This window comes from Cryobacterium melibiosiphilum, from assembly GCF_003602235.1.
Lineage (GTDB): Bacteria > Actinomycetota > Actinomycetes > Actinomycetales > Microbacteriaceae > Cryobacterium > Cryobacterium melibiosiphilum.
In genome coordinates this window covers 1-24,518 of record NZ_QZVS01000070.1, presented here as the reverse complement: position 1 = coordinate 24,518, position 24,518 = coordinate 1, and the positions used below count along the sequence as shown (strand labels likewise).

At 68.5% G+C, this 24,518-nt stretch carries 24 protein-coding genes; 15 read left to right on the top strand and 9 right to left on the bottom strand.

The genetic code is table 11. The features are described 5' to 3' along the window. Window positions 1-28 precede the first annotated feature (28 nt). Both D6T64_RS06080 and D6T64_RS06075 read right to left on the bottom strand, forming a co-directional pair. Window positions 29-532 (bottom strand): SRPBCC family protein, encoded by a 504-nt coding sequence (locus tag D6T64_RS06080; RefSeq protein WP_119973168.1) that lies wholly within the window; start codon window positions 530-532, stop codon window positions 29-31. Window positions 533-549: 17 nt separating this feature from the next. Next, complete coding sequence (locus D6T64_RS06075; protein WP_119973166.1) at window positions 550-933, bottom strand: ArsR/SmtB family transcription factor; 384 nt, start codon at window positions 931-933, stop codon at window positions 550-552. 82 nt (window positions 934-1,015) lie between these two features. Between D6T64_RS06075 and D6T64_RS06070 the strand changes: the two genes are divergently transcribed. Next, on the top strand, window positions 1,016-2,197 hold the full coding sequence (locus D6T64_RS06070) for a methyltransferase (protein ID WP_119973163.1): 1,182 nt from the start codon (window positions 1,016-1,018) through the stop codon (window positions 2,195-2,197). Here the strand turns inward: D6T64_RS06070 and D6T64_RS06065 are convergent. From D6T64_RS06065 to D6T64_RS06055, 3 genes are all read right to left on the bottom strand, one after another. Next, window positions 2,184-3,173 carry an endonuclease/exonuclease/phosphatase family protein gene (locus D6T64_RS06065; RefSeq protein ID WP_158594830.1) on the bottom strand — a complete coding sequence of 330 codons (990 nt, stop codon included), beginning with the start codon at window positions 3,171-3,173 and terminating at the stop codon, window positions 2,184-2,186. The two genes, D6T64_RS06070 and D6T64_RS06065, sit on opposite strands and share 14 nt — an antisense overlap. A gap of 49 nt (window positions 3,174-3,222) precedes the next feature. Next, entirely contained in the window at window positions 3,223-3,717 is a 495-nt protein-coding gene (locus D6T64_RS06060) for a rhodanese-like domain-containing protein (RefSeq protein ID WP_119973158.1), read from the bottom strand. 205 nt (window positions 3,718-3,922) lie between these two features. Next, window positions 3,923-5,536, bottom strand: a complete 1,614-nt coding sequence (locus D6T64_RS06055) for a hypothetical protein (RefSeq protein ID WP_147364494.1) — start codon at window positions 5,534-5,536, stop codon at window positions 3,923-3,925. Window positions 5,537-5,853: 317 nt separating this feature from the next. On the opposite strand from D6T64_RS06055, the gene D6T64_RS06050 reads away from it, so the two are divergent. The 11 genes from D6T64_RS06050 (at window position 5,854) to D6T64_RS06000 (ending at window position 18,131) form a co-directional block, all read left to right on the top strand. Then, window positions 5,854-7,284 carry a DUF6421 family protein gene (locus D6T64_RS06050; protein ID WP_119973153.1) on the top strand — a complete coding sequence of 477 codons (1,431 nt, stop codon included), beginning with the start codon at window positions 5,854-5,856 and terminating at the stop codon, window positions 7,282-7,284. Further along, window positions 7,277-7,942: an SDR family oxidoreductase gene (locus D6T64_RS06045; RefSeq protein ID WP_119973150.1), complete on the top strand. Its 666-nt coding sequence runs from the start codon at window positions 7,277-7,279 to the stop codon at window positions 7,940-7,942. Before D6T64_RS06050 ends, D6T64_RS06045 begins: the two co-directional genes overlap by 8 nt. Window positions 7,943-8,009: 67 nt before the next feature. Next, window positions 8,010-9,374: a sensor histidine kinase gene (locus D6T64_RS06040; RefSeq protein WP_119973148.1), complete on the top strand. Its 1,365-nt coding sequence runs from the start codon at window positions 8,010-8,012 to the stop codon at window positions 9,372-9,374. Continuing rightward, window positions 9,371-10,069, top strand: coding sequence for a response regulator (locus tag D6T64_RS06035; RefSeq protein WP_233550862.1), 699 nt, complete (start codon window positions 9,371-9,373; stop codon window positions 10,067-10,069). The genes D6T64_RS06040 and D6T64_RS06035 overlap by 4 nt, the downstream gene beginning before the upstream one ends. 101 nt (window positions 10,070-10,170) lie before the next feature. Then, window positions 10,171-11,055 (top strand): ABC transporter ATP-binding protein, encoded by an 885-nt coding sequence (locus tag D6T64_RS06030; RefSeq protein WP_119973230.1) that lies wholly within the window; start codon window positions 10,171-10,173, stop codon window positions 11,053-11,055. Further along, entirely contained in the window at window positions 11,052-12,203 is a 1,152-nt protein-coding gene (locus D6T64_RS06025) for an ABC transporter permease (protein WP_377011221.1), read from the top strand. Before D6T64_RS06030 ends, D6T64_RS06025 begins: the two co-directional genes overlap by 4 nt. Window positions 12,204-12,281: 78 nt before the next feature. After that, window positions 12,282-13,178 (top strand): ABC transporter ATP-binding protein, encoded by an 897-nt coding sequence (locus tag D6T64_RS06020; protein ID WP_119973146.1) that lies wholly within the window; start codon window positions 12,282-12,284, stop codon window positions 13,176-13,178. Between the two features lie 116 nt (window positions 13,179-13,294). Beyond that, the gene (locus tag D6T64_RS06015) at window positions 13,295-14,398 is read left to right on the top strand and encodes an ABC transporter permease (protein ID WP_119973225.1); all 1,104 of its coding nucleotides are present in this window, start codon (window positions 13,295-13,297) and stop codon (window positions 14,396-14,398) included. Between the two features lie 46 nt (window positions 14,399-14,444). Continuing rightward, entirely contained in the window at window positions 14,445-15,515 is a 1,071-nt protein-coding gene (locus tag D6T64_RS06010) for a threonine aldolase family protein (RefSeq protein ID WP_119973144.1), read from the top strand. Then, window positions 15,512-17,278, top strand: a complete 1,767-nt coding sequence (locus D6T64_RS06005) for a long-chain-fatty-acid--CoA ligase (RefSeq protein WP_119973142.1) — start codon at window positions 15,512-15,514, stop codon at window positions 17,276-17,278. Before D6T64_RS06010 ends, D6T64_RS06005 begins: the two co-directional genes overlap by 4 nt. Window positions 17,279-17,516: 238 nt before the next feature. After that, window positions 17,517-18,131, top strand: a complete 615-nt coding sequence (locus tag D6T64_RS06000; protein ID WP_119973140.1) for a nitroreductase family protein — start codon at window positions 17,517-17,519, stop codon at window positions 18,129-18,131. 368 nt (window positions 18,132-18,499) lie between these two features. Here D6T64_RS06000 and D6T64_RS05995 read toward each other — a convergent pair whose 3' ends face one another. From D6T64_RS05995 to D6T64_RS05980, 4 genes are all read right to left on the bottom strand, one after another. Continuing rightward, window positions 18,500-18,730, bottom strand: coding sequence for a hypothetical protein (locus D6T64_RS05995; protein WP_119973138.1), 231 nt, complete (start codon window positions 18,728-18,730; stop codon window positions 18,500-18,502). Window positions 18,731-18,754: 24 nt separating this feature from the next. Next, window positions 18,755-19,234 carry a hypothetical protein gene (locus D6T64_RS05990; protein WP_119973136.1) on the bottom strand — a complete coding sequence of 160 codons (480 nt, stop codon included), beginning with the start codon at window positions 19,232-19,234 and terminating at the stop codon, window positions 18,755-18,757. A gap of 9 nt (window positions 19,235-19,243) precedes the next feature. After that, the gene (locus D6T64_RS05985) at window positions 19,244-20,293 is read right to left on the bottom strand and encodes a zinc-dependent alcohol dehydrogenase family protein (RefSeq protein ID WP_119973134.1); all 1,050 of its coding nucleotides are present in this window, start codon (window positions 20,291-20,293) and stop codon (window positions 19,244-19,246) included. Window positions 20,294-20,358: 65 nt separating this feature from the next. After that, window positions 20,359-22,542, bottom strand: a complete 2,184-nt coding sequence (locus D6T64_RS05980) for an ATP-dependent Clp protease ATP-binding subunit (RefSeq protein ID WP_119973132.1) — start codon at window positions 22,540-22,542, stop codon at window positions 20,359-20,361. A gap of 177 nt (window positions 22,543-22,719) precedes the next feature. On the opposite strand from D6T64_RS05980, the gene D6T64_RS05975 reads away from it, so the two are divergent. The 3 genes from D6T64_RS05975 to D6T64_RS05965 form a co-directional block, all read left to right on the top strand. Further along, window positions 22,720-23,544 (top strand): hypothetical protein, encoded by an 825-nt coding sequence (locus D6T64_RS05975; protein WP_119973130.1) that lies wholly within the window; start codon window positions 22,720-22,722, stop codon window positions 23,542-23,544. A gap of 13 nt (window positions 23,545-23,557) precedes the next feature. Further along, window positions 23,558-23,953 carry a hypothetical protein gene (locus D6T64_RS05970; RefSeq protein WP_119973128.1) on the top strand — a complete coding sequence of 132 codons (396 nt, stop codon included), beginning with the start codon at window positions 23,558-23,560 and terminating at the stop codon, window positions 23,951-23,953. A gap of 97 nt (window positions 23,954-24,050) precedes the next feature. Then, window positions 24,051-24,518 (top strand): SWIM zinc finger family protein (locus D6T64_RS05965; protein WP_199719081.1); only part of this gene is annotated, 468 nt, incomplete at its 3' end.

Here is a 24,518-nt window from a genome sequence, read left to right as displayed (position 1 = left end):
GCTCGGGTCCAGCATCCGCTTCGAGCGGTCAGTGCATCGCGCGCTCGGAGTCGAGCACCGCGTCGAGCACCGCGTCGAGGCGTTCATAGCCCTCGCTCATGCCGCCCTCCATGTCGCTCTGGGCCATGCCGTCGCGGGCCTCCTGGCTCGGGTAGGTGCTGTGGCCGGTGAGCAGGGTGCGGCCGTCGCCGACGTCTTCGAAGCGAAGCGTCTCGATGCTGACCACGTCGGGGTAGCCCTCGAACTCGAAGGTCTGAATGATCAGCTCATTCTCGCGGGCGACGTGGAAGACGCCGTTGAACGAGTAGCGGTTTCCCTCGGCGTCACTCTGCGCGAAGCGAAAGTGGCCGCCGGTGCGGAGGTCCCAGGCGTCGATCTGCATGTCGTAGACCGCCGGGCCGAGCCACTGCTTGACCAGGGCAGGGTCGGAGTGCGCCCGGTAGACGGCGTTGATCGGAGCATCGAACTCGCGGGTCCAGTCGATGAACGGGACACCGGCGGGAACGGTGAGGTTGAGCACGTGTTCGGTCATTTCGGGTCTCCTTGTCGTCATGTTTCCTGGGTTGTCGACTTCTGGGTTGTTGATTTTTCGGGTGTGCTGAGCGATTCGAGCAGGCCGTCCAGGCGGCGGAACTGCCGTTCGTGGATGAGCCGATAGGTGTCGATCCAGGTTGTGAGTTGTTCGAGCGCGTGAGGGTCGAGGTGCACGGGCCGGCGCTGCGCATCGCGCGTACGGGTCACGAGGCCGGCCTGCTCGAGCACCTGGATGTGCTGGGAGACCGCCTGCAACGACACCTGAAAGGGCTCGGCCAACTCGGTGACGGATGCTGGCCCACGGCTCAGGCGGGCGATCATCCGTCGCCGGATCGGATCGGCCAGGGCCGTGAACGCCCGGTCGAACCGGTCCTCCTCGGACTCCGACTGACCGTTCATTATTCAATCAACTCCTTGATCAACCTTGTGCTTGAAGACAAAGTAAAGCGATGTCCCGGACCGGTCAAGGGACAATAGAGAAATGTCTTCCGCCACGCCCACCACCGCCGCGCCCCGCATCCACTGGACCGAGGCCGGCGACGAGCGCAGCGCGCTGTGGCGCTCGGAGAGCGGGTTCGCGGCGCCGACCCGGGTCGCCGTCGTCGACGACACGCTGACGGCGGATGCCGCCTTTCGCTTGGTGAAGGCCGGCACCGGCCTGCTCTGGCGCGGCGATTACCACCAGGCCCGGCAGTTGCTGCAGGCCCTGGGCCGCCGCATCGACGGTGGCGGCCGACGCGGTCGCCGCCCGACGAATGTCGACCTCACCCAGGCTTTTCGCCGGCACCGCGCCGAGGCCGCCCGCCGTGCCGAACTGCTCGGCCTGCTGCTCGTGCCGCTCGATGCCGATTTCGGCGTGCCCCTGCGCCGCGCGCCCGACCTGCGCGCGGCCTGCGCCGAAACCTGGGGCGCGAGCGGCGACGGCGAGTCGGTCACCTCGCTGCGCGAACTCATCGGAATCGTCGGCGCGCACGAATGGCGGCGCACGGGCGTCGCGATTGCCGCCCTCAACGACCGGATCTACGCACACTACGGCGTGTTTTCCCCGGTGCGGGGCGAATACCTGGATCTGGTGGCGGCCGCGCCGCTGCCCGAGCACGCACACCCGTTGCGCGCGTACGACATCGGCACCGGCACCGGGGTGATCGCCGCGATCCTCGCCCGCCGCGGGATCGCCCACGTGGTCGGCACCGACCAGTCACCGCGCGCCCTGGCCTGCGCCCGCGACAACCTCGACCGGCTCGGGCTCAGCGACCGGGTCGAGGTCGTCGACGCCGACCTGTTTCCCACGGGCCGGGCCGACCTCGTGGTCTGCAACCCGCCGTGGATTCCCGCCTCCGCCGTCACCGCGACCGACCATGCCGTCTACGACCCGGACAGTCACATGCTGCGCGGGTTCCTCGATGGCCTGGCCGAGCACCTCGAGCCCGGCGGCGAGGGCTGGCTGATCATCTCCGACATCGCCGAACGGTTGGGACTTCGATCCCGCAGCGCGCTGCTCGACCTGATCGAGGCCGCGGGGCTGACCGTGGTGACGCGCCTCGACACTCGCCCGACGCATCCTCGGGCCGCCGACCCGAGCGACCCGCTGCACGCCGCCCGCGCCGCCGAGATCACCTCGCTCTGGCGCCTCGCCGCCGCAGCCCCGCTCAGCGCAGGGTGACGAGGATGCCGCGGTGGTCGCTGCCGTTGGCCGGCATCACCACGCTCGACACGGAGGTGAGCCCGCGCACGAGCAGATGATCGAGGCGGGCCAGGGGAAACGCGCTCGGCCAGGTGAAGCCGAGGCCCACGGTGCTGGTGCCGACATCCGTCACCGTGTCGCTCAGCCGGGCGAAGGCGCGGTCGGTCGTGGCGCTGTTGAAGTCCCCGACGACCACGATGCGCTCGGCAACGTCAGCGGCGAGCGTCGTGCGCAACTCGCGCAGCATTTCGTCGCGCTGCGAGTCCTGGCCCGGCCGAATCGAGTCGAGGTGCACGACATAGACGCGGGTGCGGCCGGCATCCGTGTCGACGTCGACCCAGAGCGCGCGCGTCCAGCCGAGCCCGAGGTCGAGGTTGCGCGAGTCCAGGATCGGGGTCGTGCTCCAGACTCCGACGGTGCCCACGACCGTGCTGAACGGATGCGTCGGGTCGAGCCCCGCAGCGACGGCCGCCTGCGATCCCGAGTCGAGTTCCTGAATCGCCACGACGTCGGCGCCGGTCGCCGCGAGACTCGCCGCCACGTCGCCGACACGCGGATTGCCGGCTTTGACGTTTTCGCTGGCGACCGTGAACGTGCCACCGGATGCTGCAGCCCCTGCCCCCGGATCACCGGCTCCCTGATCACCGTGGGGCAGGATCGACGGCACGAATAAGAGCGCCCAGACGAGCGCCGACGCCGCAACGGCGAGCGCGGCGAGCCGGGAGAACCGGCGCAGAACGAGGGCGGCCAGCACGATGATGGGCAGGCCGAGCCAGGGCAGAAAGGATTCCGCGAGCGAGGCATAGCCGTCGAGGTTGGGGACCAGGCCGTGCAGCAGCAGCAGCTGAATCACCACGAGCGCCAGCACGCTGATCGCGATGCCGGGTTCGCGGCGGCGCAGCCCGAAGCTTGGCACCCGCTGGTACACCGAATCGGGCACGGGGTCAGGGGTCACGTCGGGCACCCGTCAGCCTTCACCCACTCGGTATTCACTCATTTAGTATTCACTCCACAGCGGGTGTCTCCGCGCACCCCGCCGTCGGAGTGTCCGAACCCACCGCGGGAATGTCTGCGGCACCGGGTGTCTCGGTGACCACGGCGAGCCCGGTCAGGGCTGTGGCGTTGTCGAAGCTGCCGGCATCCGTCACGTCGGTGAAGCCGAATTCGGCCAGACGGGTCACGGCGGTCGCGGCACGCCCGCCGCCCTGGCAGTGCACCACGTACTCGCCGTCAAGCGGCAGCGCCGAGACGAGCCAGTCGAAGTCTGCAGCCTTTACGTCGATGTTGAGGGCCCCGGCGAGGTGGCCGGCGGCGTATTCCTCGGGCGTGCGCACATCGAGCACGACGAGGCCGGCCGGCTCGGCGGTGGGCGTCGGAGTCACGGCGCCAGCCGTAGCCGTTGGGGAGGAACCGGCGACCGGACCTGAGTCAGCGACTGCGCACCCGGTCAGAACGAAGGCGGCAAGGACCAGGACGACGGATGCGATCAGTCTTTTCATGATGCGGCTTTCTGCAGTGCAGCAGGGCCACCGAGCCGCACACCTTCACGCTAGCGCTGTCGACCCCCACGTGCCGAAGGTGTTGTTATATGCCCAGCGCATCATCCTCGGGTTTAGGCCAAGGACTTCACCAGACAGCTTTCTGCCCCGCACTGGGGGCAGTGCGGGGCAGAAGGCGAGAGGAGGCTAGGTAGCTGCCATGCCGTCAGCTCTGCTCAGGCCCGGTGTCGTCGTCCGCGTCCGCGTCGGGGTCCTCCAGCTGAAACCCGCTCAGCCCAGCCGCACCACCGACGATGTAAATCCCGTCGTCGGCATGGATTCCGGCGTCGCGTACGCTGCCCCGCGAGAACGCAGACACTTCGCCGGCTGTGCTGTGCGCGTCACAGGGAAAGACGTTCTCGCCGGCATTGAAGGGGTAATCGACTGCAGCCCGACTCACCGACTCGAAGAAGTTGGGATTGAGACCCACACGATCCGCGGCACACGAGAAGATTCCGTCCTTCGGCGCGGGTTGACTTTCTCCGGTGGCAAGGTCGACCAGGGTCGCGACCGTTCCGACCATCAGGACTCTTGAGGGCGTGCGGCTGAAGAAGGCGCTTTCGCGCGCGAAGAGACTCCCCTCTTCGGCACCGAGGGGAACAGTCCAGCGGATCTCTCCGGTTTTACCGTCGACGCCGATGAGGTCGATATCGAGGTTGTCAATCGGCGGCGCCTGATCGGGGCCGTCGGCTTCTCTAAACGTGATGCTCCCGGAATTGATTCGACACATCGGCACGATGCTGTCGACCTCGACCTCGGCCTCGCCGTCGCCGTTTTCGCCGCCATCGACGTCGGACTCGACCACGGCGTAGGAGAGTCCCGCTGCGGTGCATGCCGGGTAGACACCGTCGAGCGTCCACACCATCTCCCCGGAGTCACGACGAATCCCGACCGTGGTGAACGCCGTCAGGTCGCGCGTGAACGCGGCCGCTCCGTCGTGCTCCGGGTCGGATTGACGTCCCTGTCCGATGACGATGTCGCTGGAACTTCCGTAGCCCCAGGCCCACCCTGCGTCGGAGCTGGAGTTCGGCCCGAAGTAGTCCTGATACGGCTTCTGCCAGGCAATCACACCATCGGCGCTGTAGCCGAGCATCTCAGTCCCATCCGGCGCTCGGTCGTCGGTGGCAAAAATGCCGTCTCCCAGGCTGCGGCCGGCCGCCGGCGGCCGCTCCTCCGTGTTGACGCTGAGCTCTCCCGTCTCGACGTCAACGCGAAATGAGCGCTGGTCTGCGTCGCTCTCGGCATCGGTCCACCCGGTGAAGCACACCCCCTCCGCTCCGGAACAGGCGCCCGGCCGATTCGAGGCCCAGATAAGGCCCCAGTCGTGAGGCAGCGGCTTTCCGGTCAGGGCTTCGGCGATGACCAATTTTTGCCAACCGTAGTAGCTGCTGGGGTCGTCGCGCAGGTAGGGCACGAACAGGGCATCCCCCACGACCACGGTTTTGGCGCTGACTTCCACTCCGTGGGTTTGCGCCCCCGGAACCGCAGCGTGCCGCCACAGCTCGGCGCCGGAGTGGGCATCCCACGCCCCGATCTGCATCCCGCCATGTACCCGAATGTAGGAGACAACGACGTCCTCGGTGACGGCCGGGGTTCCCACGAGCTCGGTGTCGATGCTCCACAGTGGTTCGACAGGGGTGGTGTAGTCGGCCGCGAGAGCCAGCACGGCCGCTCTCTCGGCCTCCGCTTTCGCGTCGGAACAGCCGCTGAGGGCCAGACTCGCCAACAGGCCGATGGCGAGGAGCGTTGCCGCTCGTTTGAGGGGGAAGGGTCTGGGCACGGTACCTCCGAGTTTTGTGAGCCGGGGATCGTCGACGGATGCGATCGTGGCAGGTTCGAAGCATCAGAAACCGGCGCCAACCCAATCTGTGGATAACTCATCTGCGGATAACTTTCACAACCAACCGGCCATCGCCATTTCGCGGCCGACGCCGTAAATCGGCGGATACCGGCGAAAAACAGCGCGTCCACCCGGCTCGGCACACGAATACCCGCACCGATCCACAAGAAAACGCCGGGCCGCGCCGGATAGCCTGAAGCTGGCCCCACACGGCCGCCCCGCCGCATCCGCGGCATCCACGAGGACGGGAGGTTTCCATGTCGATATCTGTTGAAAAAACACACATTGCCGCTGCACTGAACGCAGACGCTCTGATCGGTGAGCCCGAGGTTCTCGAGGACGAAACACTCGCCGCCGACGCGGACCTCGCCCAGCAGCCCGCCTGGCTCGCGTTGAAGGCCGCGGCCACCGCGCTGCAGGCGCTCCAGGCGCAGGACGGCTCGATCCCGGACGCCGACACGCACGCGGATGCCGCGGCATCCGTCGCCATCATCGCCGCCGCGATCGACGAACTCGCGCCGCTCTTTCCCCACGACGCCGACTACCTCGAGGCCGCCGTCGTCGACTTCGAGAAGTGGGTCGCGGCCGGTTTCGGCGTGCCCGACTTCTTCGACGCCCTGCAGGCCTTCCAGCCGCAGAAGCACCGGGTCAACGGGCTGCGTCACCTCGTCGTTTTTCCGATGTACACGCAGAACGGCAGCACCAGCCGCCTGGTCGAGGCGGTGCTGATCGAGGTCATCTGGCCCGAATTCATCGCCGAACTCGAGCAGCAGTACACCAACGCCCTGTTCGTGCCGATTCGGTTCCTGGACTTCACGCCCGGCTACGACACCAACTCGGCCGTGCTGTTTCCCGAAACGGTCGCGATGCGCGAGGTGCCCACCTTCACCTGGGGCGCCATCTTCGCCGACCGCGAAGCCGCCCGGTTTCGCCGGGTAGTGGGCACGGCCGCCGAGATCACCCGGCTGCAGCTGCCGGCGGATGCCGCGGTACTGCTGCACAACCAGCACCTCACCGAAGAGACCTTCGTGATGTGGGACCTCATTCACGACCGCACGCACATGCGCGGCGACCTGCCCTTCGACCCCTTCATGATCAAGCAGCGGATGCCCTTCTTCCTCTATTCGCTCGAGGAGTTGCGCTGCGACCTCACCGCATTCCGCGAGTCGGTGAGCATCGAACGTGACGGCAACGCGAGCCCGGAAGCCCGCCAGCACGCGAAACTCGTGCAGTATGCGGTCATCTTCGATCGCATCTTTCGCTTCGCGATCACCGGCAGTCGGGTGCGCAACTACGACGGTCTCGGCGGGCAGCTGTTGTTCGCGTGGATGCACCAGCACAACGTGCTGCACTGGACCGACACCCGACTGACCGTCGACTGGGACGCCGTTCCCGAATGCGTCATCGCCCTCGGCGCCCGCATCGACGAGCTGTACTGGGCGTCGATCGACCGGCCGAAGAAGGCGCACTGGCTCGCGGCCTACACGATGATCGCCGAGACCCTCACGCCGAACCCGGCCTCGCACTGGGCCCGCGGGCTGAGCGAGGAGGTGCTTGCCGGAGCGCCGAAGGGCTACACCGACGAGGTGCTCGACGACGAATTCCCGCTGTCGATGTTCTTCGAAGCCCTCGAGAAGAAGATGAAGGCCGTCATCGCGTCGACCGTCGGCATCACCGCGCATGACTGACGCGGGCGGTGGTGCTGGCGTCGCTGGTCGTCTCGTGCTCCTCGCCGGGGCGAGCAGCACGGCCGGGCGGGCCGTCGCATCCGCCCTGACGGATGCCGGCGCCCGTGTCATCGCCGTCGGGTCCAGCGCCGAGCGCCTCGAAAAAGTGGCATCCGCGGCCCGCTACGAGTGCGATCTCGCCGACCTCGCCGCGGTGCAGGGCCTGGCCGACCGGGTGCACGCCGAACATGGACCCGTCGACGGCCTGATTCACCTCGTCGGCGGCTGGCGCGGCGGCGGCGGACTGGCCGGCCAGACCGATGAGGACTGGGATTTTCTGCACACCCACGTGCTGACCACCCTGCGCAACACCACGCGGGCCTTCACCTCCGACCTGCTGGCGTCGCCGGCCGGTCGGCTCGCGATCGTGTCGAGCGTGAGTGTCGACAAGCCCACCCCGGGCGGTGCGAACTATGCCGCGGCGAAGGCCGCCGCCGAGACCTGGGTGCGGGCGATCGGCCAGGGCTTCGCGAAGGCCGGGGACGCCGCCGCGGCGGCCATCTTCGTCGTGCGCTCCCTCGACGGGCTCGAGACCGAGCTGGCGACCCGGGTGGTGGGGCTCTGGGCCGAGCCCGCGGCATCCGTCAACAACACCCGCGTCACCCTGGCTGCCCCATAGCGGTGCGTCCTGCGCCTCCGCCGCTCGGCGGAGGCGCAGGGCTAGACACAGGGTCTACCCTTGACAGATGACCCCCGTGGCCCGCTCTGCCGAACCGCTCGACCCCGCGTGGCGTCGCCCGCGGCCCAGCACCCGGGGCTATCGCCGCGACAGCGTGCTCGCCCTGGCCATGCTCGGCGGTACCGCCCTGAGCGTGACGCTCACCCGCGCCGCCGGGGTGATGAGCGAGTCGCCCTGGTGGCAGGTCGCGATCTGGGTGGTGCTGATGGCCGGCCCCCTGGCCCTGCGACGCCGCCTTCCCGAGCTCGTCGCGCTCGTGATCGCCCTCGTCTTCGGGGTCGGCGCCATGTTCGGCGTCGGTGACGGTTTCTTCGCCAGCATCTGCCTCTACCTGGCGATCTACGCGGTCGGAGCCTGGAGCCACAACCAGGTGCTGTCCCGCTGGGTGCGCCTCTGCATCATCGCCGGTATGTTCATCTGGCTCTTCTGGCAGCTCATCGTGCAGGCCAACCAGGCCACCGCGATGCCGGATCTGTCGCGTGACGGCTTCTTTTCCCCATATGCCGCTTTCGGCATGCTTCAGGTACTGATCAACCTCCTCTATTTCTGGGCGGCATATTACTTCGGCGACACGGCCTGGCAGTCCGCCCAGCGGTCCGCCGCCCTCGCCGAGCGCACCCGGGAACTCGCCGCCGAACGCGAACGCACCGCCGCCCAGGCCGTGACCCTCGAGCGCGTGCGCATCGCCCGCGAGCTGCACGACGTGGTCGCCCACCACGTCTCGGTGATGGGCGTTCAAGCCGGAGCCGCCCGCCGCATCCTCGACCGTGACCCGATAGCCGCGGCCGCCGCGCTCGGAGTCATCGAGCACAGCGCCCGCAGCGCGATCGACGAGCTGCAGACGATGCTCGGCACATTGCGCGCCGACGACGACCAGGCCGGGGCCAGCCAGAGCCCGAGCACCCACACCGTCGACCATCTGTCTGACCTCGCCGACGAGAGCCGGGCCGGCGGCGTGCCCACCGCGCTCAGCATCATCGGCGATCCCCGGCCAGTGCCGGGCACCATCGGCCAGAGCATCTACCGGGTCGTGCAGGAATCCCTCACCAACACCCGCAAACACGCCGGTCGCGGAGCGAGCGCCGAGGTGCGGCTGCGCTACGAGACGGATGCCGTGGAGGTCGAGATCACCGACACCGGCAGCGGCCCGCGGGTTACCGCGAGCAGCGCCCTGCCCACACCCGCGGCGAGCGGCTGCGGGCTCGGCCAGCGCGGCATGCGGGAACGGGTGCTCGCCGTCAACGGGCAGCTGCACCTCGGAGCCCGCCCGCGCGGTGGCTACATCGTGCGCGCCCGGTTCCCGCTGCTGTCGACCCAGCCCATCCCGCAGCCGCTCGGCGCGACCGCCCCCGAACCGGAGCCCGCCGCGTGAGTGCGCCCCTCTCGCTGACCGAGCGGGCCGCGCCGATCCGGGTGCTGCTGGTCGACGACCACGCGATCGTGCGCGCAGGCTTTCGCACCATTCTCGAATCCGAGACCGGCATCGTTGTCGTCGGCGAGGCCGGCGATGGCGCCGCGGCCATCGCCGAGGCGCGCCGGCTCACCCCCGAGGTCATCTGCATGGACGTCGAAATGCCCGGCGTCGACGGACTCACCGCGACCCGCACGATCGTGGCGGATCCCGCCATCCGCTCGGCCGTGCTGATGCTGACCACCTTCGACCGCGAGGACTACCTGTTCACCGCGCTTCAGCACGGGGCGAGCGGGTTCCTGCTGAAGAACTCCAGCCCCGAGGCACTCATCGACGCCGTGCAGGTGCTCGCCCGCGGCGACGCGCTGCTGTCCACCGATGTCACGCGGCGGGTGATCGAGCGCTTCGTGGGCCGACCGGCGGCATCCGTCGCCGTGTCCGTACCGGCCAACCTGGCGCCGCTCGCCGACCTCACCGACCGCGAGCGCGAGGTCTTCCTGCTGCTCGCCCGCGGCCTCAGCAACCAGGAGATCGCCCACACCCTCTATGTCGGCGACGCCACCGTGAAATCCCACGTCTCCAAGGTGCTGCTCAAGCTCGTGCTGCGCGACCGCGTTCAGGCCGTCGTCTTCGCCTACGAGCACCAGCTCGTCTGAGCTGAGGGTTTCTCTCCCCCCAGCGACGGATGCGCCCCCTCCGCCCTCTGCGTACCGTGAAGAGTACAGATAGACGCGGGACACACAACGAGAGGGTGCACATGCTCGACATCAGGGGCGTCAGCAAAAGCTACGGGGCCCGGCAGGTGCTCAGCGACGTGAACTTCACCGTCGCCGACGGCCGCATGACCGGTTTCGTCGGCGCGAACGGCGCCGGCAAGACCACGACGATGCGCATCATCCTGGGCGTACTCACCGCCGACGCCGGCACCGTGCTCATCGACGGCACGCCCGTCACCGCGAGCGACCGCCGCCGCTTCGGCTACATGCCCGAGGAACGCGGCCTGTACCCGAAGATGAAGGTCGCCGAGCAACTCGTCTACCTGGCCCGCCTGCACGGGCTGTCCCCGGCATCCGCTCAGCGCAACACCACCGACCTGCTCGACCAGCTCGGTCTCGGCGAGCGCCGCAACGACCTCGTCGAAGCCCTCTCACTCGGCAACCAGCAGCGGGCCCAGATCGCCGCCGCCCTCGTGCACGACCCCGAATTCCTCGTGCTCGACGAACCCTTCTCGGGCCTCGACCCGATCGCGGTCGAAACGGTGATGACCGTGCTCGCCGGCTACGCCGCCGGCGGCGCCCCGGTGCTGTTCTCCTCGCACCAGCTCGACATCGTCGAGCGGCTCTGCGACGACCTCGTCATCATCGGCGACGGCAGCATCCGCGCCGCCGGCTCCCGGGAGCAGCTGCGCGAAGACCACACCAGCCCGCGCTTCGAAATCCAGACCCTCGGCGACGCCGGCTGGATGCGCGACCTTCCCGGCATCGATGTCGTCGACTTCGACGGCGGCTGGGCCGTCTTCGAAGCCGAGACGGATGCCGCCAGCCAGCACGTGCTGGCCCAGGCCGTGTCCCGCGGCCCGGTCACCGCTTTCACCCGTCAACGGCCGAGCCTGGCCACCATCTTCAAGGAGGTCGTGCAGTGAGCACCCAGGCAACACCGACCGCCACCCAGGCCTCACCCGCCAGCGCCCGACCCACGCACGCCGCTCCGACCGTCGCCCAGAGCGTCTGGCTCGTCGCGACCCGCGAAATCATGGTGCGCCTGCGCAGCAAGGCCTTCCTCATTTCTACCGGCATCCTGCTGCTCATCTCTGTCGGCTCCGTCGTCGCCGGCGGCATCGCGAGCCAGAACACCACCCTCGACACCGTCGCCGTGGTCGGCTCCGCCGAAGCCGTGGTCGAAAGCACCGGCGCGTTCGAGATCATGGCCGTCGACGATGTCGCCGCCGCCGAGGCCCTCGTGCGCGACGGCACCGTAGAGGCCGCCGTCGTGCCGAACGAATCAGCGGATGCCCTCCTCCCGGTCACCGTGATCGCCCTCGAATCCGCGCCCCTCGGCGTGACCGGTGCCCTGAGCGTCAGCCCGGACGTGCAACTGCTCGACCCGGCCGAGACGGACGGCGGCAACCTCGCCTACCTCATCGCGTTCGCGTTCGGCATCGTCTTCCTGATGAGCGCGACGACCTTCGGCGGCACGATCGCTCAGAGCGTCGTCGAAGAGAAGCAGACCCGCATCGTCGAGATCCTCATGTCCACGATCTCGGTGCGCGCCCTGCTCGCCGGCAAGGTGCTCGGCAACAGCATCATGGCCTTCGGGCAGATCGTCGCGATCGGGCTGTTGGCTGCGGGCGGCATGGCCGTCACCGGCCAACGGGTGCTCCTCGCCGATGTCGGGCCGGCGATCGGCTGGTTCGTGGTGTTCTTCGCCTTCGGTTTTGTGTTGCTCGCCTCGCTCTATGCCGCGACCGCCTCCATGGTGTCCCGGCAGGAAGACGTCGGCTCGGTGACGAGCCCCGTGCTGATCCTCACGATGATCCCGTATTTTCTCGTCGTCTTCTTCAACGACAACCCGCTCGTGGTCGCGATCATGTCTTACGTGCCGTTCTCGGCCCCGGTCGGCATGCCGCTGCGCATCTTCACCGGCAGCGCGGAGTGGTGGGAACCGCTCGCCTCCCTGGTGATCCTGGTCATATCGACCCTCGTGGTGATCCTGCTCGGCTCGCGCATCTACTCGAATTCCCTGCTGCGCATGGGCGCCCGGGTCAGCCTGCGCGACGCCCTGAAGCGGTAGCCGAACCACGCGAACGCCCCCTGCCGCCGCCGCCCCCGTCGCGCTAGCGTTGACCCCACGGCGACGAAGGGGCGGGGCATGCTCGACATCAGGGGTATCACCAAGCGATACGGCACCCGGCAGGTGCTCACCGACGTGAGCTTCACGGTCGGCAACGGCCGCATGACCGGCTTCGTCGGCGCCAACGGCGCCGGCAAGACCACCACGATGCGCATCATCCTCGGGGTTCTCACCGCCGACGCCGGCACGGTGCTGATCGACGGCGAGCCGGTCACCGCGGGCGACCGCCGCCGCTTCGGCTACATGCCCGAAGAGCGCGGGCTGTACCCGAAGATGAAGGTCGCCGAGCAGCTCATCTACCTGGCCCGGCTGCACGGCCTCACCCCGCACGCGGCGCTGCGCAACACGAGCGACCTGCTCGAGCGCCTGGGCCTGTCCGAACGCAGCACCGCGCTCGTCGAATCCCTGTCCCTCGGCAACCAGCAGCGCGCCCAGATCGCCGCCGCCCTCGTGCACGACCCCGAGTTCCTGGTGCTCGACGAACCGTTCTCGGGCCTCGACCCGATCGCCGTCGAGGTGGTCATGGGCGTGCTCGCCGAATACGCGGCCGGCGGCGCCCCGGTTTTGTTCTCCTCACACCAGCTCGACATCGTCGAACGCCTCTGTGACGACCTCGTCATCATCGGCGGTGGCGAAATCCGCGCCCACGGCCCCCGCGAAACTCTCCGCGACGCCTACAGCAGCCCGCGCTTCGAGATTCGCACCCATGGCGACGCTTCCTTCATCCGCGACGTTCCCGGCATCCGCATCGTCGACCTCACCCTCGATTCCGCGGGCGGCCACGTGGTCTTCGAAGCCGAGACGGATGCCGCCAGCCAGCTCGTTCTGCAGCAGGCGATCGCGCGCGGCCCGGTCTCGGCCTTCACCCACCAGCGCCCCTCCCTCGCCACGATTTTCAAGGAGGTCGTACAGTGACCGACCGAGTGACTCCCCCGAGCCCCGCCGCCGGCAACAACGACCCGGAACGCACGAGCACCGGCAGCATCAGCACCGGCAGCATCAGCACCGAGCTGCACGCCGCCGCGCACCACGTGGGCCGCCGCGTACACACCGCGCCGACCCTCGGCCAGAGCGTGTGGCTCGTCGCCAGCCGGGAGATCATCGTGCGGCTCCGCAGCAAGGCTTTTCTCATCTCGACCGGCATCCTGCTGCTGATCAGCGTCGCTTCCGTCGTCGTCGGCGGCATCGCCGGCCAGAACGCCACCCTGCCCAAGGTCGCCGTGGTCGGCAACGCGGCGATGGTCGTGGACCAGACCCAGGCCTTTGACACCATCGCGGTCGATACCCAGGCCGCCGCGGAGGCCCTCGTGCGCGACGGCACGGTCACGGCCGCCGTCGTTCCTGCGGAGGGCGACAGCTCCCCGCTCGACGTCACCGTGATCGCCCTCGACACCCCGCCGACCGAGGTGCTGACCGCCCTGAGCGTGAGCCCCGCCCTGCAGCTGCTCGAGCAGGGTGCCCCGAACGGCGGCCTCGCCTACCTCGTCGCGATCGGGTTCGGCCTGGTGTTCCTGATGTCCGCGGTCACCTTCGGCTCCACGATCGCGCAGAGCGTGGTGGAGGAGAAACAGACCCGCATCGTCGAGATCCTGATGTCGACCATCTCGGTGCGCGCCCTGCTCGCCGGCAAGGTGCTCGGCAACAGCATCATGGCCTTCGGACAGATCGTGGCGATCGGCCTGCTCGTCTCCCTCGGCATGGCCGTGACGGGCCAACAGGCGTTGCTCGGCGACGTCGGCCCGGCGATCATCTGGTTCGGCGTCTTCTTCGCGTTCGGGTTCGTGCTGCTCGCCGCCCTCTACGCGGCGACCGCGTCGATGGTCTCCCGCCAGGAGGACGTCGGTTCGGCGACCGCCCCGGTGATGGTGCTCGTGATGATCCCCTATTTTCTGGTGATCTTCTTCAACGACAACCCGGCCGTGCTCGCCGTCATGTCGTATATTCCGTTTTCGGCACCCGTCGGCATGCCCATGCGCATCTTCCTCGACAGCGCCCTCTGGTGGGAGCCCCTCGTGTCGCTGGCCATTCTGCTGGTCTCGACCGGCATCGTGATCGTGCTCGGCGCCCGCATCTACGCCAACTCGCTGCTGCGGATGGGCGCCCGGGTGCCACTGCGCGAAGCCCTCAAACGCTGAGGCGCGCGCACAGACGCGGCGCAGCCCGGTGTAGCAGACTAGAGCCGTGACCCAACTTCATGATCTGCACACGCGTGGTTTCGCCTCTGACAACTACTCCGGCATTCATCCGGAGATCCTCGCCGCGATCGCGTCCGCGAACGGCGCGCACCAGATCGCCTACGGCGAAGACGTCTACACCGCTCGCCTGCAGCAGGTTTTCACCCGGCACTTCGGTGAGGGCGTCGAAGCCTTCCCGGTGTTCAACGGCACCGGCGCGAACGTCACCGGCCTGCAGTCGATGCTCCCACGCTGGGGCGCCGTGATCTGCGCCGCCACCGCGCACATCCACAACGACGAGGGCGGCGCCCCCGAGGGCGTCGGCGGCTTCAAACTGCTGCCCGTCGTCACCCCCGACGGCAAGCTCACTCCCGCCCTCATCGACCAGGAGGCCTGGGGCTGGGGCGACGAGCACCGCGCCCAGCCGCTCGTCGTCTCGATCACCCAGAGCACCGAACTCGGCACCGTCTACTCCGTCGACGAGGTGCGGGCCATCGCCGACCATGCCCACAGCCGCGGCATGACCCTGCACATGGACGGCGCCCGCATCAGCAACGCCGCCGTGAGCCTCGGAGTGCCGCTCGCCGCGTTCACCCGCGACGCCGGCGTCGACGTGCTGAGCTTCGGCGGCACCAAGAACGGAATGATGCTCGGCGAGTGCATCGTGGTGCTGAACCCCAGCGCATCCGTCGGCCTGAAATACCTGCGCAAGTCGAACATGCAGCTCGCCAGCAAGATGCGTTTCATCTCCGCGCAGCTCATCGCCCTGCTCGACGGCGACCTCTGGCTGCGCAACGCCACCCACGCCAACACCATGGCGGCCCGTTTACGCAGCGCCGTCGAGCGCGGGCAAGCGGATGGCTCCCTCAGCGGCATCCGCTTCACCCAGGCCACGCAGGCCAACGCGATCTTCGCCGTGTTGCCGCCCGGAGTCGCCGACCGGTTGCGCGAATCGTTCCGTTTCTACGACTGGGATCCGGCCACCGGCGAGGTGCGCTGGATGTGCGGTTTCGATACCACCGAAGATGACATCGACGCCTTCGTCGCCGCCCTCAGCCAGGAACTGGTGTCCGCATGAGCCCCGACCCCGTCTTCGCCGACGACCACACCCCCGACACCATCTCGGCCGGGCACCCCGTCGCGGCTGCGCCCACCGTGACCTTTGGGGACAAGCCCTGGCTCGCCGCCTACGCCGAGGGGGTTCCCGACTCGATTGCCGAGACCACCCAGACCCTGACCGACATGATGGATGCCTCGGTCGCCCGGTTCGGCGCATCCGTCGCCCTCGATTTTTTCGGCGCCACCACCACCTACGACTCCCTCGGCGAGCAGATCTCCCGGGTCGCGAACGGCCTGCGCAAGCTCGGCGTGCAGAAGGGCGACCGAGTCGCCCTGGTGCTGCCCAACTGCCCGCAGCACGTCGTCGCCTTCTACGCGGTGCTGCGCCTCGGGGCGATCGTCGTGGAGCACAACCCGCTCTACACGGACCGCGAGCTGCGGCACCAGTTCGAAGACCACGGCGCCCGCGTCGCGATCGTCTGGGACAAGGTCTACGACACCGTGGCCGCGTTCCCGAAGGACATGGGGGTGACGGATGTCGTCACCATCGACCTCACGCGCGCCATGCCCCTCTCCAAGCGGCTGCTGCTCAAGCTGCCGATCACGAAGGCCCGCACCTCGCGCGACGCCCTCACCGCCGGGCCCCGCAAGGGCGCAATCGAATGGGCGTCGCTGACCGGAGCCCGCAAGCTGCGCGCGAATCACCCCCACCCGATTCTGACCGACACCGCCGTGCTGCAGTACACGAGCGGCACCACCGGCACCCCGAAGGGCGCCATCCTCAGCCACTACAACCTGCGGGCCAATGCCGCGCAGGGCGCCGCCTGGGTCGTCGGCTTGCGCCCCGGCGGCGAAACGGTCTATGCCGTGCTGCCCATGTTCCATGCCTACGGGCTCACCCTGTGCCTCACCTTCGCCATGAGCATGGGCGCCCGCCTGGTGCTGTTCCCGAAGTTCGACGTGGACCTCGTGCTCGACGCGACGAAGCACGCGCCACCCACGTTCCTGCCGGCCGTGCCGCCGATCTACGACAAGCTCGTCGCCGCCGCGGCCAAGCGCGGGGTGAGCCTGCACGGCATCCGCTTCGCCATTTCGGGCGCGATGAACCTGCCCGTGTCGATCGTGACCAAGTGGGAAGACGCCACCGACGGGTTGCTCGTCGAGGGCTATGGCATGACCGAGGCCTCTCCGATCGCCGCCGGCAACCCGATCGGCCCGACCCGTCGCCCCGGCACGGTCGGCGTGCCGTTCCCGAGCACCGACATTCGCGTCGTCGATCCGCAGAACCCGACCACCCTGCGCGGCTTCAACGAGGAGGGCGAGCTGCTCATCCGCGGCCCGCAGGTCTTCGCCGGGTACTGGGATCGCCCGAGCGAGACGGCCCAGGTGCTGCTGGCCGGCGGCTGGCTGCGCACCGGCGACATCGCCACGGTCAGCGACGACGGTTTCATCACGATCGTCGACCGCATGAAAGAGCTCATCGTCACCGGCGGTTTCAACGTGTCCCCCTCGGAGGTCGAGGAGGCCCTGCTCTCCCACCCCGACGTGGCGGATGCCGCCGCCGTCGGCCTGGCGAGCGCCACCGGCGGCGAAGACGTCGTCGCCGTCGTGGTCATGACGCCCGGCGCCAAGCTCGACGTGGACCTGCTGCGGGGCTACTGCCGCACCCGGCTCTCGGCGTACAAGGTGCCAAAGCGCATCGTGGAGGTCGACGACCTGCCGCGCTCGCTGATCGGCAAGGTGCTGCGCCGCGAGGTGCGCAACCGCCTGCAGGGCAACTAGTCCGCCCGCCCCGGCGTGAAGATCTCGCTGGTTGAGTAGCGGGCACGCCGGTTACTGAGCCTGCCGAAGTGCGCCCGCGTATCGAAACCCCGCGAGCCGATCCTCGGACTCGGCGCACGGTCTTTCACGCCCGAACGGGGGTGGCCACACGCTGGAATATCCTTCCGCGAGCAACGGTTGCTTCCGGTGGGTCAGCGTCGCCCCGAACCCATTCGTGTTCGGCAGGCAAAGGACCACCATGACCCTCACCACCTCCACCCGCAACGCGGTGACGGATGCCCCGCTCCTCTCCCCGCTCGCCGAGCGGTGGAGCCCGCGCGGCTACAACAAGACCGCCGTGATCGATGAAGCCACCCTCACCACGGTGCTCGAAGCTGCCCGCTGGGCGCCGTCGGCCAGCAACATGCAGCCGGCCCGATTCATCGTCGCCCGCCGCGGCACGGCGAGCTTCACCACGATCAACGATGCACTCATGGGCTTCAACCAGGTCTGGGCCGATTCGGCATCCGTTCTCATCGCCAACATCACCCAGTTGAACCTGCCGGCAAAGCCCGATGCTGAGCCCGGAGCCGAGCCTGCCGAGAACCCGTGGGCCCGCTACGACCTCGGCCAGGCGGTGGCTCACCTGTCGATCCAGGCCCAGCACCTCGGCCTGCACACCCACCAGATGGGCGGCATCGACGGCCCGGCGATCGCCGCGGCCTTCGACCTCGCCGCCGACCAGGTGGTCGTCACCGTGACCGCGCTCGGCGTGCTCGGTGAGCTCGCCGAGCTCGCCCCCGAGCTGCGCGAGCGCGAGATCGCCCCGCGGGTGCGCAAGCCCCTCGCCGAACTGCTGCTCGTCAACGACTGACCCGGCTTCCGCGAAGCAGTCCCGAGGCGGCCCGCGGCCGTTCGCGGCCGTTCTCGGGTCGCGCGCAGCTCCACCGGGCTGGTGCCGACCGTCGGCGGCAAGCGGATGACTGCAGCACCCCAGCGTCGTCGTGCGCCTGACAGCTGCTGCTGCGCCGACACCTGCAGCTGCGCCGACTACCGGCACACCGCCGGGCGCCGCAAAGCTGCACCCGCGCTCAAAACCTGCACCCGCCGATGCTCATGCGCCCAAAAACTGCTCGTGCGCCTGGCAGGCCAAGCGCACGAGCAGTTTTTCGGCGCACGAGCAACGTGCAGGGCAACTTCCGGGCGCATCAGCGGATGCCCGCGGTCAACGTGCGCGGATCGCTACGGCTGGTGGCGGTTGTCAAACATGGGCAGAAACCGCCCGCGATTGCCCACCGTGATCAGCCCGGCGAACATCACCGTTACGAGGCCGATCAACGCTCCGGGCCAGAGGCCGTTCTCCTCGATGCTGCCTACCGCCTGCAACAGGCTCATGGCCGCCAGCACCAGGTAGAAGTAGTCGCTCAGCTGCTCCCGCGCGCGCCGATCGGGTGCCTGCCTCTTCTCGACCATGAAACAATCCAACCACACCGTTTCTTAGGCCGCGCGCCCCGGCACGGCACGGCGGCGCCCCGTCAGGGCGGTCGAGACCAGTACCCCGACCACGATCACCGCGGCAAGCCACCCGAGGTGAACCACGAGCGGGTACGGCCAGTACATCGTCACGCCCACACCGACCAGCGTCACGGCCAGGAGCACCAGCCCGGGCCACCACACCCGGCGCCAGGCCAGCAGCAGCAGCGCCGCCGGAACCCAGTAGGCGACCTGGCTGACGCCTCCCATCGCGTTGACCTCCGCCGCGAGCGGTCGCAGAAAACTGATCGCATTCACCCACGGCTCGAAGAACATGGCCGAGCAGTGAAAGACCAGCGCGGCCACACTCAACACCGCGACCGTGCGGGCGACCGGCCCGAGGCGCACCGCCCGCCCGGGCAGGAACGGCCCGCGAACCGCCCGCACGACACCCACGGCGATCGCGAACGCGAGCAGTCCTCCCCAGAGAAATGGCTGGTTCACGAGCGAGCCCTACGGGCGCAGCAGTACCTTGATGGCGCGGCGCTCGTCCATTGCGGCGTACGCCTCGGCCACCTCGGCGAGAGGAAGCTGCAGGTCAAAGACCCGGCCGGGGTTGATCGCACCGCTGAGCACCTCGGGCAGCAGCTCCTCGATGTAGCCGCGAACGGATGCGACGCCGCCGTTCACACCGACGTTGTTTCCGAATAGGGTGCGAATCGGCAGCTCGGCGCCGCCGTTGGGCACGCCGACGTAGCCGACCATGCCGCCCGGGCGAGCCGAGCGAATGGCCTGGTCCATCGACTCCTGGGTGCCGACGCATTCGAGCACGAAGTCCGCCCCGATACCGTCGAAGAGCGCCTTGACGGCGGCGACACCCTCATCGCCGCGCAGCTCGATCACGTCGGTGGCGCCGAACTCGCGGGCGACGGCCTGGCGGTCGGCGTGGCGGCTCATGGCCACGATGCGGCTCGCGCCGAGGCGCTTCGCGGCGATGATCGCGCAGAGCCCCACGGCGCCGTCGCCGACCACGACAACAGTGCTGCCGGGCGTGACGCCGGCCGAGACCGCGGCGTGGTGGCCGGTGCCCATGACATCGGCGAGGGTCAGCAGGCCGGGAATCTGCGCGTCGTCGGGCAGGGTCGGGGTGGCCACGAGCGAACCGTCGGCGTGCGGAACCCGCACCTTCTCGCCCTGGGCGCCATCGGCAAAGCCGCCCTGACGGTCGTTCGCGCCCCACCAGCCGCCGTTCAGGCAGCTCGTGCTGACGCCGTTTTTACAGTTGGCGCAGGTGTTGTCACAGTCGTAGAACGGGGCGATGACGAAGTCGCCGACCTTCACCGTCGACACGTCGTCGCCGATGGACTCGACGATGCCGACGAACTCGTGGCCGATGCGGTGCGGCTCTTTCGTCTCGGTCACGCCGCGGTAGGGCCAGAGGTCCGAGCCACAGACGCAGGCCGCGACGACGCGCACGATGGCGTCGCCCCCGCTGCTGAGCTGCGGCTCGGCAACGTCGTCGAGTCGAATATCGCGTTCACCATAAATCACAGTTGCAAGCATGATTCGACTCTAACCCGGCGACCCTGAGCGCTCCCCGGCGCGTTCGCTGCCCGCGAAAGCGCTCGCTAGAGCAGGTCGTCGTCGAGGGCGTCGTCCGACGCCGCCGGGACCGACGCGGCCACCGAGAGCGAGTCGCCGTCGGCCGCGAGGTCCACCCGCACGACGTCGCCATCACGGATGCCGCCGCCGAGCAGCTCGCGCGCCAACCGGTCGTCGATTTCCCGCTGCATCAGGCGTCGCAGCGGGCGCGCGCCGTAGATCGGGTCGTAGCCGCGCTCGGCGAGCCAGCTGCGGGCATCCGGTGTCACCGCCAGTTCGAGGCGACGCTCACCGAGCCGGCGCTGCAGCCGGTCGACGTAGAGCTCCACGATCTGGCCGAGGTCCTCGGTCGAGAGCGAGGAGAACACCACGATATCGTCGAGCCGGTTGACGAACTCGGGCTTGAAGGCCTGCCGCACCATGAGTTGCACGGCCTCCTCCTTCTCGTCGGCCGAGAGGGTCGGGTCGACGAGGTACTGCGAGCCCAGGTTCGAGGTGAGCACGAGGATCGTGTTGCGAAAGTCCACCGTGCGGCCCTGGCCGTCGGTGAGGCGGCCGTCGTCGAGCACCTGCAGCAGCACGTCGAAGACCTCGGGGTGCGCCTTTTCGACCTCGTCGAACAGGATCACCGAGTATGGCCGCCGGCGTACGGCCTCGGTCAGCTGCCCGCCCTGCTCGTAGCCGACGTAGCCGGGAGGCGCGCCGACGAGCCGGGACACCGAGAACTTTTCGCCGTACTCGCTCATGTCGATGCGGATCATGGCCTTCTCGTCGTCGAAGAGAAACTCGGCGAGCGCCTTGGCCAGTTCGGTCTTGCCGACGCCGGTCGGCCCCAGGAAGAGGAACGAGCCGGTCGGCCGGTCGGGGTCGCTGATGCCGGCCCGCGAGCGGCGCACCGCGTCGGCCACCGCGCGCACGGCCGGCTTCTGGCCGATCAGCCGGTGCGCGAGCTCGGCTTCGAGGTGCAGCAGCTTCTCGGTCTCGCCCTGCAGCAGCCGGCCGACCGGAATACCGGTCCAGGCGGCGACAACGGCGGCGATGTCCTCGGCGGTGACCTGCTCGTTGACCATGCGCGGCCCGTCGGACTCCTCCCGCTCGGCGGCGGCGAGCTCACGCTCCATCACCGGAATCTCGCCGTAGAGCAGGCGCGAGGCCTTCTCCAGGTTGCCCTCGCGTTGGGCGCGTTCCGATGCGCTGCGGGCGGCGTCGAGGCGCTCTTTGAGCTCGCCGACGCGGTTGAGCGAGGCGCGCTCCTTGTCCCAGCGCTCCTGCAGGGCGGCCAGCTTGGCCCGCCGTTCCTCCAGGTCGCCGCGCAGCTTGACCAGGCGCTGCTTCGAGGCGTCGTCCTTCTCCCGCTTGAGGGCGAGCTCTTCGAGCTCGAGGCGCTGCACCCCGCGGCGCAGTTCGTCGATCTCCACCGGCGAGGAGTCGATCTCCATCCGCAGCCGGCTCGCAGCCTCATCGATCAGGTCGATGGCCTTGTCGGGCAGCTGCCGGGCGGTGATGTAGCGGTTCGAGAGGGCCGCGGCGGCGACGAGCGCGGCATCCGCGATGGTCACCTTGTGGTGCGCTTCGTAGCGCTCCTTCAGCCCGCGCAGAATGGCGACGGTGTCTTCAACGGATGGCTCCCCCACGTACACCGGCTGGAACCGACGCTCGAGCGCGGCGTCTTTTTCAATGAATTCCCGGTACTCGTTGAGGGTCGTGGCGCCGATCAGGCGCAGTTCGCCGCGGGCGAGCATGGGCTTGAGCATGTTCGCGGCCGCGACCGATCCCTCGCCGCCGCCGGCGCCCATCAGGGTGTGCAGCTCGTCGACAAAGGTGATGATCTGGCCGTCGGCGTCGTTGATCTCCTTGAGCACCGCCTTCAGGCGTTCCTCGAATTCGCCGCGGTACTTTGCGCCGGCCACGAGCGCGGCGAGGTCGAGGGCGACGAGCTGCTTGCCCTTGAGCGACTCGGCCACGTCGCCGGCCACGATGCGCTGGGCCAGGCCCTCGACCACGGCAGTCTTGCCGACGCCGGGCTCGCCGATGAGCACCGGGTTGTTCTTCGTGCGCCGCGTCAGCACCTGGCTGATGCGGCGGATCTCGGCGTCGCGGCCGATGACCGGGTCGAGTTTGCCGCTGCGGGCGATCTCGGTGAGGTTGAGGCCGTACTGCTCGAGGGCCGTCTTGGCCTTCTCCTGGGATGGTTGCTGCCCTGCCTGCATGGAGCTCTCCTTCAAACTTGAGTCGCCGTGGCTCAAGTTTAGCCCTCGGCTGTCCTGAGCGCCAGACGTCCCAGAGCCTCACGATTTCGATTAGAAACCAACCGTGCGGTTTGATACGATGAGACCGTCGGCCACAGTGCCGGATTTCACCGAGGGGGACCCATGAGAATTTCACAAATGATCGACATTCGAGCTGGCCGCAGCATCGCCAAGGTGGCTCTGGTCGGTGTGCTCGGGCTCGTGCTCACCGCTGGAGCACTTCCTCCTGCCGATGATGCGGCTGCCACTGACGACACGCTCCCCGCGAGCTTCGTTATGGTTCCCGGACAACAGAAGACCGTTCACACCGACGCTTCCGCCGGCGCCCTCGGGATTGAGATTCCCGGGACCAGGTCCGTTGAGGCCGTTCCAGTCGAGAATATTCCGAGCGGGTATTTCACCGGCCAGGGGGCGGCCCTGTTGAGCACGGAGTTGCCGGGCGCGCAAGTCAGCACATTTCGCACGTTCTCCGGCAGCCAGTCAGTGATCCAGATCAACGAACCAGACGCAACGACGGAGTTCCGCTTTCCGCTCGATTTGCCCCGAGACGCGTCGGCATCGATCGCGGCCGACGGTTCCGTGACGATCTCGGACCCAGCGAACCATACCCTTGGCGCCTTCGACATTCCCTGGGCATTCGATGCCGATGGTGAAGCCGTCCCGACATTCTTCGAGATCGACGGTGAGGATCTGGTCCAAACAGTCGCCCATTCACCCGAGATGTCCTTCCCGATCGTGGCGGATCCCACGACCGCATGGGGATGGACCGTCTGCGTCGCGAGCGTCGGGGCTCTTGTGGCCGGAAATATGCTCGTTGCCACGAAGATCACCAAACTCGGTGGGGTGGCCAAGGTGATTATCAAACTCAAGGCCGCCAAGAACGCCGACACGCGATGGTCGGCATTGCTGACCTTCTTCGGCGAGTTCACCGGGATCGGTGCCGTACTCACCAACTGCCGATAAGGATCCAGCACGCATGACTTTCCTCGAAATCAGCGCCCTCTCCTTGCTCGTGACGAATACCGGGCTCACGATCGCCCTGGTCCTGATGCTGGTGGCCAAACGCCGATCGACTACGCCGTTCACGGTCTCCCACGCGGCGTTTCCGGGCGCGCTGTTCCTTCTGACGTTGGTGATCACGTCCCTGCTGGCGGGCTCACCCGATCTGGCTTTCAACGTGACCGAAACGGCGGTCTACACGGCCGCGGCCGGGTTCGGCGCGGCCACCCTCGTTTGGTCAAGCCGGTTCTCGACCGGCACGGCCGGAAAGCCGACCGCAGCAGGGAGAGTGTGCGAGCTGCTGGGATACGTCTTGCCCGTGGCCAGCGCCGTGACGTACGCGCTCTCCGTGGCCGCGGCCGCGGTCGGGTAGCTACAGCCAGTCGCCGGGCGGGCGCCCCAACGAAAGGTGCGACAATAGAGGTTGGTTTTTCCCTACCTTCGACGATTCATGACGGACACCTTCACCTATGGCCCATACCCTCAGCACCCACGAGATTGCCCGTTTGGTCGGCAGCCAGGCTTTCTCTCGTGGTGAGCGGTACGCGCGCAACGGCAACGTGACTGAACAGTCCTGGTTCGGCGACGGCACCCAGCTATTCGGCACCGTGCAGGGCACCGAGTCACGGCCGTACTCGGTGACCATCTCGTTCACGGTGAACTCCGTCGGGCTGCCGGTGCGGGCATCCGGGGTCTGCACCTGCCCCATGAAGAGCAACTGCAAGCACGTCGCGGCCCTTCTGATCGCGAGCGCGACAAACCCGGCGAAACCGGCCGCCCTGACCCCCTCGGGCACCCGGTCTCTCGGCGAACGACGGATGCCGACCTTCGAACCCACGGACCGGCCCGCCGCCCCGGCCGAGACCGGGCCCCCCTCGCCGCCGCCCGCCCCACCCGTGCCGGCCTGGCAGGCCGCCCTCGGCCCGCTCGCCCGCCCC

What these genes read in the sequence shown, in the direction of transcription:
- D6T64_RS05985 (WP_119973134.1), bottom strand. Translation starts at nt 20,293, where the DNA reads ATGCTTGCAACTGTGATTTATGGTGAACGCGATATTCGACTCGACGAC.
- D6T64_RS06080 (WP_119973168.1), bottom strand. Translation starts at nt 532, where the DNA reads ATGACCGAACACGTGCTCAACCTCACCGTTCCCGCCGGTGTCCCGTTC.
- D6T64_RS06045 (WP_119973150.1), top strand. Translation starts at nt 7,277, where the DNA reads ATGACTGACGCGGGCGGTGGTGCTGGCGTCGCTGGTCGTCTCGTGCTC.
- D6T64_RS06050 (WP_119973153.1), top strand. Translation starts at nt 5,854, where the DNA reads ATGTCGATATCTGTTGAAAAAACACACATTGCCGCTGCACTGAACGCA.
- D6T64_RS06040 (WP_119973148.1), top strand. Translation starts at nt 8,010, where the DNA reads ATGACCCCCGTGGCCCGCTCTGCCGAACCGCTCGACCCCGCGTGGCGT.
- D6T64_RS06070 (WP_119973163.1), top strand. Translation starts at nt 1,016, where the DNA reads ATGTCTTCCGCCACGCCCACCACCGCCGCGCCCCGCATCCACTGGACC.
- D6T64_RS06000 (WP_119973140.1), top strand. Translation starts at nt 17,517, where the DNA reads ATGACCCTCACCACCTCCACCCGCAACGCGGTGACGGATGCCCCGCTC.
- D6T64_RS05980 (WP_119973132.1), bottom strand. Translation starts at nt 22,542, where the DNA reads ATGCAGGCAGGGCAGCAACCATCCCAGGAGAAGGCCAAGACGGCCCTC.
- D6T64_RS05995 (WP_119973138.1), bottom strand. Translation starts at nt 18,730, where the DNA reads ATGGTCGAGAAGAGGCAGGCACCCGATCGGCGCGCGCGGGAGCAGCTG.
- D6T64_RS05975 (WP_119973130.1), top strand. Translation starts at nt 22,720, where the DNA reads ATGATCGACATTCGAGCTGGCCGCAGCATCGCCAAGGTGGCTCTGGTC.
- D6T64_RS06005 (WP_119973142.1), top strand. Translation starts at nt 15,512, where the DNA reads ATGAGCCCCGACCCCGTCTTCGCCGACGACCACACCCCCGACACCATC.
- D6T64_RS06030 (WP_119973230.1), top strand. Translation starts at nt 10,171, where the DNA reads ATGCTCGACATCAGGGGCGTCAGCAAAAGCTACGGGGCCCGGCAGGTG.
- D6T64_RS06060 (WP_119973158.1), bottom strand. Translation starts at nt 3,717, where the DNA reads ATGAAAAGACTGATCGCATCCGTCGTCCTGGTCCTTGCCGCCTTCGTT.
- D6T64_RS06075 (WP_119973166.1), bottom strand. Translation starts at nt 933, where the DNA reads ATGAACGGTCAGTCGGAGTCCGAGGAGGACCGGTTCGACCGGGCGTTC.
- D6T64_RS06020 (WP_119973146.1), top strand. Translation starts at nt 12,282, where the DNA reads ATGCTCGACATCAGGGGTATCACCAAGCGATACGGCACCCGGCAGGTG.
- D6T64_RS05970 (WP_119973128.1), top strand. Translation starts at nt 23,558, where the DNA reads ATGACTTTCCTCGAAATCAGCGCCCTCTCCTTGCTCGTGACGAATACC.